An 11,589-nucleotide genomic window follows, 5' to 3' on the forward strand; every position below is an offset into this window, starting at 1 on the left:
CCCGGCCTGACCCGGCCTTACTCGGGCTTCCCCGGCCTTCCCCTCCAACCTTCATCCCCGGCCCTCCTCCCCCGACCTTCATCCCCGGCCTTCTGGGCCGGCGGTGCGATCGGCTGACGGGTCAGGTCGCTTCGGCGCTGAGGGCCTGGCTGACGGGCCGGCGGGCGGCCAGGCGGGCCGGCAGGGCGGTAAGGGCGGCCGTCGCCAGGACGGCCACGACGGCGGCGCCGTACAGCCAGAAAGCCGGCGGATCCACCGCGTTCCGGGCAGCGAACAACGACAGCAGCCCGACGCCCAGCGGGACGCCGAGGACGGCCCCCGGCAGGGCGGGCAGGAGCTGGGCGAAGGAGAGTCCCGCGGCGATCTGCCCGGGGGTCGCGCCGAGGGTGCGGGCGATGGCCATGGTCGCGCGGGATTCCATGGCGGTGGTCCAGGTGAAGGTGACGGTGTTCGCCACGGCCAGGAGGATCAGCAGGAGGGTGACGGCGAGCATCAGCCGCCGGTCGTGCACGTCCCGCAGGTTGGGCAGCGCGCCGGAGCCGTCCAGGCCGTACCCCCGAGGCCGCTGGACGTGCATGGACACCAGGGCGACCAGCGCGATCACCGTGGTGGCCGTGGACCACGCCTGCAGGACGGCCCGGCCCGGCCGGCGGGCGGTCAGCCGCAGCCCGAGCAGCAGCGGCGTGGGCAGCAACGCGGACAGCGCGGTGAGCCGCGGCCGGTGCCGGGGCTCGTGCACGGGGGCCGACAACGCCGTGACGGTCGCCGTGCGCAGGGCCCGCAGCGTCGGGCGCAGCGTGGACAGGACCGCCACCGCCACGGCGAGGACGGTGGCCGCGACGACGGTGGCCACGCCCGGCCCGGCGGCGTCGCCGATCCGGCTGGCGGTGGGGCTGGCGATGGCGGGCACGGTCAGCCGGGCCAGCGCCAGCCCTGCCGCCTCCCCGGCCAGCGCCAACGCCAGGTACTCGGCGAGCAGCACGGCGGCGATCAGCCCCGGGGTGGCGCCGACGGCCTTGAGCAGCCCGGCCCGGCGGGTCTGCTCGACGGCGCGCCCCGCCGCCAGGGCTCCCACGCCGGTGACGGCCAGCAGGCTGAGCAGCCAGGCCCCCACGACCAGGATGGGCCGGCTGACGCGGAGGATGGCCAGGTCGCGCTCGGCCCTGAACTGCCAGGTGTGGAAGGTGATCCGCGCGCCGGAGAGCTGGTGGGCCTCGGCGAACGCCTCGGTGGCGGCCGGGTCGCGCAGGTCGAGGTCCATGGCCAGAGTGACCGGCAGGTCGCGGGAGGCGGCCAGGGCCTTGGCGTCCGCCCGGGTCATCCAGGCCAGGCCGCTGTAGTCGACGGGGCCGCCGCCGGGGCCGATCTGCGCCGCTCCGGGGTAGACGGAGGTGGCCGCGGTCACCGCGATGCCGACGACCGGGTAGGAGCGGCCGGCGATGGTGACCCGGTCGCCGACGCCGGCGCCGAGCGCGGTCGCGAAGCCGCGTTCGAGCACCGTGCCGCCGGAGCGCACCCACGCGCCGGAGGTCACCAGCGGCCGGTTGACCGGGCCTGGCCGCTCGGCGAAGCCGTGCACCACCACCGGGGAGGAGACGGCGTCGCGGGTGGTGAGGGTGGCGTAGACGATGCGGTAGGGCCCGTGGTGGGCGGCGACCTCGGTCTCCTCGGCCAGCGCGGCCAGGATCGAGGGCACGGCCGGGCCGGGGTCGCCGGAGAGGGCCACCACGTCCGGCCCGGCGGTGGCCGCGCGGGTCTGCTCGTAGAGGGCGTCGGTGACGCCGCCCAGCGACAGGCCGAGCGCCATCGTCGCGGTCGCCACGGTCACCGCGAGCGTCAGCAGCGCGGCCTGGAGCCTGTGCCGCCGCAGGTCGGCCAGCACCAGCCGGGCGACGAGGACGGCGGAGCCCACGCCGCCGGCCAGACCCGAGCACGACCGGGGGTCCAAGATGCGACCCACTCCGCTCACCCGTCCAGGCCGATCAGCCCGCCGAGGCTGCCGAGCCCGCGCGGCTGGGCGCGGGCCAGCCACGTGTCGTCGACGAACCGCCCGTCGCGCATCGAGACCACCCGGTCGGCGGTGGCTCCCACGCGTTCGTCGTGCGTGACGAGGACCAGGGTCTGGCCCGCGGCCCGCAGTTCCTCGAAGATCCTCAGCACGTCGAGGGTGGCGGCGCTGTCGAGGTTGCCGGTGGGCTCGTCGGCCAGCACCACCAGCGGCTCGTTGACCAGCGCGCGGGCGACGGCGACCCGCTGGCGCTGCCCGCCGGACAGCTGGGAGGGCAGGTGCCGGGCCCGCGCGGCCAGTCCGACCCGCTCCAGCAGGGCGGCGGCGCGCCGCCTGGCCTGGCGGGGCGAGCGGCCGGCCAGCAGGGCCGGCAGTTCCACGTTCTCGGCGGCGGTCAGCTCCTCGACCAGGTGGAAGGCCTGGAAGACGAAGCCCACCGACCTGCGCCGCATCCGCGCCAGGGCTCGCTCGCTCAGCGGGTCGACGCGCCGCCCGGCGACCCACACCTCGCCCCTCGTCGGGCGTTCCAGGCCGCCCAGCAGGTGCAGCAGGGTGGACTTCCCGCACCCGCTCGGCCCCATGACGGCCAGCGTCTGCCCCTGCGGCACCTCCAGGTCGACCTCGTCGACCGCGAAGACGCGGCTCTGCCCCTGCCCGTGCGTCTTCACCAGGCCCACGGCCCGCAACGCGACGTCCGGTCCGTTCATCCGCCCTCGACCCCGTTCTCGTTCCCGCGCCTCGACCAGGCGCGCTCGCAGGCTTCCAGCCAGCGCAGGTCCGCCTGCAGCCGCAACACGACCCCTTCCAGCAGCAGTACGGCAGGCGAGCCCGCCGCCTCGGCCAGCACCGCCCCCTGCACCTCCCGCAGCCGGCGCAGCAGTTCCCGGCGCTGAGCGGCGACGAGTTCCACCGGGTCGGCCAGCCGGGCCGCCGCCGCGGCGGCGAGCTTGAGATGGAACTCCGCCAGGTCCGGCTTCGGCCAGCCCACCTCGGCCAGCCACGCCGCGACCCGCTGCTGCCCGGCCGGCGTCAGCGCGTAGACCTTGCGCTCCGGCCGCTCGGGCAGTCCCTCGGCCCGCTCGCACACCACCAGCCCCGCGCGTTCCAGGCGGCCCAGGGTCACGTAGATCTGGCCCCGGTTCATCGCCTCGCCCAGCGGGCCGAGGCTGCGCTGGAGCCGGGCATGCAGGTGGTAGCCGTGGGCCGGCTCCTTGGCGAGCATCGCCAGCACTGCGTCCTGCACGGGACCCCCTAACGGTTGGCTAATAGATAGCGGTTAGCCGTGACCCCTGTCAAAGCGCCGGCGGGTAGCCCCGAGCCGGAGCGGGCAGGGGTGGCCCATGCACGCACCAGTCACGCACCGGACGATCGACGTCGACGGCGTCGAGACCTTCTACCGGGAGGCGGGGCCGCCGGACGCCCCGGTGTTCCTGCTGCCGCACGGCTATCCCTGCTCGTCCTACGAGTTCCGCGACCTGATGCCCGCGCTCGGCGACCGCTGGCGGCTGGTGGCGCCCGACCTGCCGGGCTTCGGCTACAGCGCCACCCCCGAGGGGTTCGCGTGGACCTTCGACGGTTACGCCGACTTCCTCGAGCGCTTCACCCACGTGCTGGGACTGTCGCGCTACGCGCTCTACCTGCACGACTACGGCTCGCAGTTCGGCCTGCGGCTGGCCCTGCGAGCCCCCGAGCGGGTCGCCGCCCTCGTCATCCAGAACGGCGACATCTACGAGGACACCATGGGGCCCAAGTACGCCGGGCTGAAGGCGTACTGGTCCGACCCGACGCCGGAGGGCCGGGCGAAGCTCGCCGCGAACGTCTCGGAGGAGGGCTTCCGCGACGAGTTCGCCGGCGACCTGCCCCCGCGCCTGGCCGAGCGGGTGAGCCCCGACCTGTGGAAGCTGCATTGGAGCCTGATGGACACGCCGCGGCGCCGGGGGAACGTCGTGAGGCTGTTCGAGGACCAGGCGACGACCCTCGGCTGGTTCGCCAAGGAGCAGCAGTACCTGCGCGAGCACCGCCCGCCGGCGCTGATCGTCTGGGGGCCCCACGACGGCTACATGCCCGAGGAGTCGGCCCGGGCCTACCTGCGCGACCTGCCGGACGCGGAACTGCACGTGCTCGACGCCGGGCACTGGGCGCTGGAGACCAGCCTCGGGGAGATCGTCCCGCTGGTCCGCGACTTCCTCGGCCGGGTGCACACCTCGTAGGGGGTCCCATTGAACTTAGGTCTATGCCGTCCGGCCCGAAGTCCCACGAGCGGTTCATCAGGCAGAAGGACGAGAGGCCGCCTCGCCGCTGCGAGTCTCGGAAGTGCACTCCCCCTGACACCAGTTGAGAGGCACCTGTGCTCAGAAGAATCGCGGTTGCGGCCGGCCTGCTGGCGGCGACCATCGTGGCCGTCCCCCACACCGCCACGGCATCGGCGCGCACCGGACCGGACCCGGTGCGGGCCGCGCTGGACAAGGCCTTCGCCGAGGCGACCGGCGGCGCGGACGGCCCCGGCGTCCAGGCCGTGGCGATGCGCAACGGGAAGGTCATCTGGTCGGCGAGGACCGGCCGGGCGGTGGAGGACCCGCCCGCCCCGGTCACCGGCCGGACGCTGTTCAGCCTGGCCAGCTTCGGCAAGCTCATCCTGGGCGCCTACGCCCTCCACCAGGCCGACAAGGGCGCCCTCCCCCTCGACCAGCCCATCTCCGCCCACATCGGGACCAAGCTGCCCGGCGCGAAGGTGGTCACGCCGCGGATGCTGCTCACGCACACCGCGGGCTACCCGGACCTGTACAGCCATCCCAGCACCGCGCCGCTGCTGCCGCGGGGCGCCGAGTACGACCCGAACCGGCCGTTCACCTTCGCCATGCTCGCGCCGGGCATCAGCGAGCCGGTCAAGCCGGGCACCCGCTTCGCTTACTCCAACACCGGGTTCATCATCCTGGCCCACGTGCTGACCGAGATCGCCGGCGGCGAGAAGGCGCTGGAGCGGGACGTGCGGCGCTTCCTCGCCAAGGCGGGCGAGCGAGGCGACCACCTCACCGGCGAGCGCGCCCCGCGCCATCGCCTCCGCTTCGCGCACGGTTACCTCGACGGCGGCAACGGCAAGCTCGTGGACTACTTCACCGCGTTCGGGGCCACCGGCGTGCCCACCGACGTGTACGGCCTGCCGTTCGGCGACGGCATGTTCGCCGGCACCGCCTTCGGCGCCGCCCGCTTCCTGGACGCGTTGTTCACCGGCCGCCGCCTCCTGCACCCGGCCACCCTCGACGCGATGGTCAAGCCCACCGCCCTGTCGGTCGCCGCCAACATGCCGTACGGCATGGCCGCCCTCACGGTCGAGTACGCTGGGCTCGCCTGGAAGGGCCACAGCGGCGGCTGGGGCGGCTTCACCTCCATGGCCGCCACCGACCGGGCCGGCGGGGTGACGATCGCCGTGGTCAACAACCGGCTGACCGAGACCGATGCCGCCGGGGCGACGTGGGCGAAGCTGGCCGCGGCCTACGCCGCCGCCAAGTAACCGCACCGCCTCCTACGACGCGTCCCGCACGAGGACCACCACGTCCGCCTCCTACGACCGGTCCCGCAGGAAGACCACCACGTCCGCCTCGGGGCCGGTCAGCCGCTGCCAGCCGGTCCGCTCGTACAGCCGGATCGCGTCGTCCGCCTGGGGCGAGGTCAGCAGCCAGGCGCGAGGGGCGTCCGCGCAGAGCAGGTCGAGGATGCGCGCGGCCAGGCCCTGGCCGCGCGCGTCCGGGCTGACCGCCAGCTCGTCGACCTCCAGCGCCCCGACCAGGCGCGCCTCCACCGCCGCGCCGAGCGCGCGGCGCACCCGGTCGTAGGCGCGGCCCGACGGGAAGGGCCCGGCGGTCGGCCAGGCCGTGCCGAACCCGGCGGGCCGGCCGTCCTGGGTGGCCAGCACCGCGACGAAGCCCGGGCGGCTCGCGTCGCCGGGCAGCCGCCGGGCGAAGTCGGCGGCGCCGTACCCGTCCTCGTACCACGGCGGCCCGCTGAACGCGGTGCGGTAGATCTCGGTCAGCTCGCCGGCGTGCGCGAGCACCTGATCCCCGGTGAGCCGCCTCATCGCGGCACATCTGCTGGACATCATCGCCGCACCTCACTGTCTACATATACTTAGCCAGTGACCCTAGATTCGGTACGCATCACTGGTCAACCGGAAATAGACCGTTACCTCACCCGGTCGGTGGAATCGGCCGCCATGCTGGTGAACGGCCTGACCGTGACCACCGCCCACGGCCGCCCCGTCACGCCCCCGTCCTCGCCCGAGGCCCGGCTGGCGGCGATCCTCGCGCACTCGCCGTCCGCCGGCCTCTCCCCGGCCGACGCCGACCACCTCGCCGGCGTCGCGGTCCAGCTCGCCCCCGCCTTCCGCACCGGCGAACCGGCGGAGCGGGTCGCGGCCCGCCTCAACGACCTGCTGGTCCGGCACGGCGCCGTCCCCAACCTGCACGGCGCTCCGGGCGGCCCGCTCGTCCTCGCCTTCCACCGCCCGGACGCCACCCTCGCCGACGCCTGGGCGGCCGACCTGGGCGCCGCGCTGGTGATGGTCATCGGCGTCGGCCAGGCGGCCAGACTCGGCCGATGCCGGGCCGATGGGTGCGACCTGGTGTTCTTCGACAGCACACGCAACACCTCCCGCCACTTCTGCGACCTGTCGTGCCAGAACCGCGCCAAGGCCAGCGCCTACCGCGCCCGGCGGCGCGGCTGACCCGGCGGAGCATTGGCTACCGAAGCCGCTTTCCTGAAACCCGCTTCATGTATTACCGTGGGCGATACGGACCCTTCTCCAGCGACTGGAGGCGTCATGGGCACCTCTGCAGCAGCCCGCTCCACCCGGAGCGCCCGCCTCGAACCGGGGCGGATCCGGTGACGCCGCTGGTCCTGGACCTCCGGCCGTCGCCGGCCGGTCCGGTCCTGCATCCGGCGGGCGAGATCGACGCCACCAACCTCGACGAGCTGGCCTCGGCGCTCGACCGGGCTCTGGCCATGGGCGGCCCGGTGACCGTGGAGCTCACCGAGGTGCCGTTCCTGGACGGCCGGGCCCTCGACCTGCTGATGTCCGCCTACGTGCAGGCTGTGATGCAGGGCGACGACCTCCGCCTCGCGTCGCCGAGGCCCAAGGTCCGGAGGCTGCTGGAGATCACCGGCGCCCGGCTGCCGGTCTGCGAGGCCACGGAGGTCCGCGCCGCCTGAGGCGAGGTTCCTTGGTCAACCGCGGGCCGAGATCGTGGAAACGGGTGTCGTGGAGCGCCATTTCGGGTAGTCAAGAAATGGCAATCCACAGTAACGGGGAAGTCCCTCCCTTCTCCTCGGCTTAGAGAGCGGGATACATGCCGAGGACCAGCCCTGGCGGCAGCCTTGAAAGGGCCATCGACCTCCTGACCAGCCTGAGCGGCCACTCAGCCCCCCTGAGCCTGTCCAGGCTCGCGCGGGAGACGGGTCTGCCCAAGTCCACGACCCACCGCCTGCTCGGCGTGCTGTGCGCACGCGACCTCGTGAAACGGGCGGGCACCGGGTACGTGCTGGGCGACCTGCTGACCACCCTGACCCGGGAGCGCATCCCGGGCTCTCGCCCCCTCGTCCTGCCGTACCTCATGGACCTGTACGAGACGACCCGGCAGACGGTGAACGTGGCCGTCGCGTCCGGGCCGGAGGCGATCTACGTCGAGCGGATCTACGGGCACGACCGGGTGGCGTGCCCGTCCGACGAGCACGACCGGGCGCCGCTGCACTGCACGGCGGCCGGGAAGGTGCTGCTGGCCTACGACGACGACGCGCGGAAGGCGCTGCTGGAACACGGACGGCTGGCGCGGATGACGCAACGGACGATCACCGGCCTGCTCGGGCTCGACCGGGAGCTGGCGCTGGTGCGGCGGCACGGGCTGGCCTACTCGCAGGAGGAGTTCGCGCCCGGGCTCACCAGCGTCGCGGCCCCGGTGATCGGGCCCGGCGGTTCGGTGACCATGGCGGTGGAGATCGCCGGGCGGACGTCGGCGATGCGGCTGGGGCGGGTCGGGATCGCGGTCCGGGGGGCGGCCCAGGCGATCTCGACGGCGCTGTCCGTGGCCGCCTGACCTTCCAGCGGGACCACGCGGGCCCGGGATCTCGCGGACCACCGGCTCGAACCGGCCGGTGTCCTCCGCCGAGATCCCGGGCCCTTCCACGGACCCGGGGGGTCGAATAACTGTCGGACCGGAATCCGGGTCACCCGGTTTCGGTCCGTCCCGCACCGGGTCGAAGTCCCGTCCGGTTCCAGCCCACGGAACGATCGGCACGCCCCGCCAGAGGGGCGTTCCGCTGATCAGGACCACCGATTGACCCCATGGATCATGACTCGCTGTGATCGGATCGTGACTCGGGAATGGTATGACCTCCCCCTCCCGCTCCAGCTCCGCGAGCTGGCGCGGATGCGGGACCGGCTTCGTTCAGACAACCTGCACGACACCTACGGCGCCGGCGGCGAGCGGCCACGACGCCCCTCCCCCGGCCGTGTCTGCCGGTCCTACGACGGTTCGGGCTACGACCCGGACGACGCGGACATGGGCGCGGCGCACACCCGCTTCGACCGGAACGTCCCCTTGGAGCTGGCGCACGGCGACCCGGCGAGCCTGATGTCGCCCAGCCCCCGCGAGGTGAGCAACCGGCTGCTGGCCCGGACCGTCTTCAAACCGGCCACCACCCTCAACGTGCTCGCCGCGGCGTGGATCCACTTCCAGAACCACGACTGGTTCAGCCATGGCCGAAACCCGGTCGGCGACCCGATGGAGGTGCCGCTGGCCGACGACGACCCGTGGCCGAGCCGGCCGATGCGGGTGCGCCGCACCCAGCCCGACCCGGTGCCGCACGCCGTCCCCGGCGCCCCGCCCACCTTCGAGAACACCGTGACGCACTGGTGGGACGGCTCCCAGCTCTACGGCAGCGACGAGCGGACCTGCCGCGAGCTGCGCACCGGCGAGGACGGCCGGATGCGGGTCGAGGACGGCCGGCTGCCGCTGGGCCCGCTGGGCCTCGACCTGACCGGCTTCTCCGACAACTACTGGGTGGGCCTGTCCCTGCTGCACACCCTGTTCGTCAAGGAGCACAACGCCATCTGCGCGCACCTGCGCCGGGCGCATCCGCGCTGGGGCGACGAGCGGCTGTTCCAGACCGCCCGGCTGGTGAACGCCGCGGTGATGGCCAAGATCCACACCATCGACTGGACCCCGGCGCTGCTGGACAACCGCGCGGTACGGCTCGGCATGACGATCAACTGGCGCGGCCTGCTCGGCAAGCCGTTCCGCGGCGAGGTGCTCGGCGGCATCCGCCGCTCCCCCATGGACCACCACGGCGTGCCGTACTCCATCACCGAGGAGTTCGTGACCTGCTACCGCATGCACCCCCTGATCCCCGACGACTGGGAGATCCGCTCCCACCGCACCGGCGAGGTGGTCGCCACCACCGACTTCACCCCTCTGCAGGGGTACGGCACGCGCGCCGCGATCGACGAGCACGGCTGGTCGGACTGGTTCTACACCTTCGGCACCGCCCACCCCGGCGCGATCACCCTGCACAACCACCCGGAGGCGCTGCGCAACCTGCGCGGCATGTTCGGCGAGCACCTCGACCTGGGCGCGGTGGACGTGCTGCGCGACCGCGAGCGCGGCGTCCCGAGGTACACCAAGCTCCGCGAGGCCCTGCACAAGCCGCCCATCCACGACTTCTCCGACCTGTCGGACGACGTGGCGCTCAAGGACGTCTACGAGGGCGACATCCACCGCATCGACGCGATGGTCGGCATGTACGCCGAGCAGCCCCCGCCCGGCTTCGCCTTCTCCGACACCGCCTTCCGGCTGTTCATCCTGATGGCCTCGCGGCGGCTCAAGAGCGACCCGTTCTTCACCACGCACTACACCCCCGAGGTCTACAGCCCCGAGGGCCTGGCCTGGATCGAGCGCACCCGGATGCGCGACGTCCTGCGCCGCCACCACCCGGAACTGGATCCGGGCGTCCGGAATCCCTTCACCCCCTGGAAGGCGGCCCGAGCATGATCGTCCATGACGCGGTCTTCGACTGGATGCGCCGCCGGGAGCTGACCACGCTGTTCGGCAACCCCGGCTCGACCGAGCTGCCGATGCTCGACGGCTTCCCCTTCCGCTACGTGCTGGGGCTGCAGGAGGCGGTGGTGACCGGCATGGCCGACGGCTACGCCGCGGTCACCGGGCGCCCGGCGCTGGTCAACCTGCACACCGGACCGGGCGTGGGCAACGCCATGGGGGCGATCCTGGGCGCCGCGGCCAACCGCACGCCGCTGATCGTCACCGCCGGGCAGCAGACCCGCGAGATGCTCGCCATCGAGCCGCTGCTGACCAACGTCGAGGCCACCACGCTTCCCCGGCCGGCGGTCAAGTGGGCCTGCGAGCCGGCCCGTCCGCAGGACGTCCCGGCCGCGCTGGAACGCGCCTACCTGATCGCGAACACGCCGCCGCGCGGGCCTGTCTTCCTGTCGCTGCCCATGGACGACTTCGACGCGCCCTGCGCCGGGCCGGTCGCTCTCCGCCGGGTGGGCTGCTCCGCCGTACCGGACCTGGGCGAGCTGGCCCGGCGGCTGGACGCGGCGGCCAACCCGGTGCTGGTGGTCGGCGCGGAGGCGGGCTGGGCGGCGGCGGTGGAGCTGGCCGAGCACCGGGGGCTGCCGGTGTGGGAGGCGCCGCTGGAGGGGCGGCTGGGCTTCCCGCACGACCACCCCTACTTCCAGGGGCAGCTCCCGCCCGCGATCGCGCCGCTGGCCGCCCAGCTCGCCGGGCACGACCTGGTGCTCGTCGCCGGGGCGCCGGTCTTCCGCTACTACCCGCACGTGCCCGGCCCCTACCTGCCGCAGGGGGCCACGCTGGTGCAGCTCACCGCCGACCCGGACGAGGCCGCCCGGGCGCCGGTGGGCGAGGCGATGGTCTGCGACCCCGGCCTGGCCCTGGCCGCGCTGGCCAAGCTCTGCGCGGGCGGCACCACCCGGCCACGGCCACGCCCCGCGCCCGCCGCGCTGCCCGAGGGAGGGGGGATGAGCGCGGCGGCGGTCATGGACGCGCTCGCCCAGGGCGCGCCGCCGGACACGATCTGGTTCAACGAGTCGCCCTCCAACCGCCCGGCCTTCCACGACCGCATCCGCCCCGGGCTGCCCGGCTCGTTCTACTTCGCCGCCGGCGGCGGGCTCGGGTACGGCCTGTCGGCGGCGGTGGGCGCCGGGCTGGCCGCCCAGAGCCCCGAGCCGGGCCACCGGCGGCCGATCGTGGCCGTGCTGGGCGACGGCTCGGCCCAGTACGCGATCACCGCGCTGTGGACCGCCGCCGCGCACCAGGTGCCGGTCACCTTCGTGGTGCTGAGCAACCGCGAGTACGGCGTCCTGAAGTGGTTCGCCGGCGGGCGCAGCGTGCCCGGCCTGGACATCCCCGGCCTCGACGTCACCACCATCGCCCGCGGCTACGGCGTGCCCGCCCGCCGCGTGGCCACCCCGGCCGACCTCGCCGACGCCGTGCGCGACGGCTGCGCCTCCGGTGCGCCGGTGCTGGTCGAGGCCCCGATTCTCTGAAAGGACC

Annotated in this window: 11 protein-coding genes; 7 read left to right on the plus strand and 4 right to left on the minus strand. The window is 74.0% G+C overall.

The genetic code is table 11. The annotated features are described in order from the left end of the window. Positions 1-121: 121 nt before the first annotated feature. From ACIBG7_RS14605 to ACIBG7_RS14615, 3 genes are read right to left on the minus strand one after another with little or no spacing between them, the layout of a single operon-like run. Positions 122-1,960: an FtsX-like permease family protein gene (locus ACIBG7_RS14605; protein ID WP_397336467.1), complete on the minus strand. Its 1,839-nt coding sequence runs from the start codon at positions 1,958-1,960 to the stop codon at positions 122-124. Positions 1,961-1,965: 5 nt separating this feature from the next. Continuing rightward, a complete protein-coding gene (locus ACIBG7_RS14610; protein ID WP_397336468.1) occupies positions 1,966-2,715 on the minus strand; it encodes an ABC transporter ATP-binding protein in 750 nt (249 codons plus the stop codon). After that, positions 2,712-3,251 carry a PadR family transcriptional regulator gene (locus ACIBG7_RS14615; RefSeq protein ID WP_397336469.1) on the minus strand — a complete coding sequence of 180 codons (540 nt, stop codon included), beginning with the start codon at positions 3,249-3,251 and terminating at the stop codon, positions 2,712-2,714. Before ACIBG7_RS14615 ends, ACIBG7_RS14610 begins: the two co-directional genes overlap by 4 nt. Positions 3,252-3,348: 97 nt before the next feature. Between ACIBG7_RS14615 and ACIBG7_RS14620 the strand changes: the two genes are divergently transcribed. After that, a complete protein-coding gene (locus ACIBG7_RS14620; protein WP_397336470.1) occupies positions 3,349-4,218 on the plus strand; it encodes an alpha/beta fold hydrolase in 870 nt (289 codons plus the stop codon). Positions 4,219-4,355: 137 nt separating this feature from the next. Continuing rightward, a complete protein-coding gene (locus ACIBG7_RS14625; RefSeq protein ID WP_397336471.1) occupies positions 4,356-5,519 on the plus strand; it encodes a serine hydrolase domain-containing protein in 1,164 nt (387 codons plus the stop codon). A 51-nt stretch (positions 5,520-5,570) separates the two neighbouring features. Here the strand turns inward: ACIBG7_RS14625 and ACIBG7_RS14630 are convergent, their stop codons facing one another. Continuing rightward, a complete protein-coding gene (locus ACIBG7_RS14630; protein ID WP_397336472.1) occupies positions 5,571-6,083 on the minus strand; it encodes a GNAT family N-acetyltransferase in 513 nt (170 codons plus the stop codon). Positions 6,084-6,218: 135 nt separating this feature from the next. On the opposite strand from ACIBG7_RS14630, the gene ACIBG7_RS14635 reads away from it, so the two are divergent. The 5 genes from ACIBG7_RS14635 to mdlC all read left to right on the plus strand — a co-directional run bounded on the left by ACIBG7_RS14635 (position 6,219) and on the right by mdlC (position 11,582). Further along, positions 6,219-6,728 (plus strand): CGNR zinc finger domain-containing protein, encoded by a 510-nt coding sequence (locus ACIBG7_RS14635; RefSeq protein ID WP_397336473.1) that lies wholly within the window; start codon positions 6,219-6,221, stop codon positions 6,726-6,728. Between the two features lie 158 nt (positions 6,729-6,886). Further along, complete coding sequence (locus ACIBG7_RS14640; protein ID WP_357931019.1) at positions 6,887-7,213, plus strand: STAS domain-containing protein; 327 nt, start codon at positions 6,887-6,889, stop codon at positions 7,211-7,213. A gap of 137 nt (positions 7,214-7,350) precedes the next feature. Next, entirely contained in the window at positions 7,351-8,094 is a 744-nt protein-coding gene (locus ACIBG7_RS14645) for an IclR family transcriptional regulator (protein ID WP_357931021.1), read from the plus strand. A gap of 276 nt (positions 8,095-8,370) precedes the next feature. After that, positions 8,371-10,047, plus strand: coding sequence for a peroxidase family protein (locus tag ACIBG7_RS14650; RefSeq protein ID WP_397336474.1), 1,677 nt, complete (start codon positions 8,371-8,373; stop codon positions 10,045-10,047). Beyond that, the gene (mdlC, locus tag ACIBG7_RS14655) at positions 10,044-11,582 is read left to right on the plus strand and encodes a benzoylformate decarboxylase (protein WP_397336475.1); all 1,539 of its coding nucleotides are present in this window, start codon (positions 10,044-10,046) and stop codon (positions 11,580-11,582) included. The genes ACIBG7_RS14650 and mdlC overlap by 4 nt, the downstream gene beginning before the upstream one ends. Positions 11,583-11,589: the final 7 nt, after the last annotated feature.

Origin of the sequence: Nonomuraea sp. NPDC050328 (assembly GCF_044459405.1) — a bacterium.
Lineage (GTDB): Bacteria > Actinomycetota > Actinomycetes > Streptosporangiales > Streptosporangiaceae > Nonomuraea.

Excerpts from the sequence above, each read along its gene's own strand:
- ACIBG7_RS14620 (WP_397336470.1), top strand. The coding sequence starts at position 3,349 with ATGCACGCACCAGTCACGCACCGGACGATCGACGTCGACGGCGTCGAG.
- ACIBG7_RS14630 (WP_397336472.1), bottom strand. The coding sequence starts at position 6,083 with ATGAGGCGGCTCACCGGGGATCAGGTGCTCGCGCACGCCGGCGAGCTG.
- ACIBG7_RS14645 (WP_357931021.1), top strand. The coding sequence starts at position 7,351 with ATGCCGAGGACCAGCCCTGGCGGCAGCCTTGAAAGGGCCATCGACCTC.
- ACIBG7_RS14610 (WP_397336468.1), bottom strand. The coding sequence starts at position 2,715 with ATGAACGGACCGGACGTCGCGTTGCGGGCCGTGGGCCTGGTGAAGACG.
- ACIBG7_RS14635 (WP_397336473.1), top strand. The coding sequence starts at position 6,219 with ATGCTGGTGAACGGCCTGACCGTGACCACCGCCCACGGCCGCCCCGTC.
- mdlC (WP_397336475.1), top strand. The coding sequence starts at position 10,044 with ATGATCGTCCATGACGCGGTCTTCGACTGGATGCGCCGCCGGGAGCTG.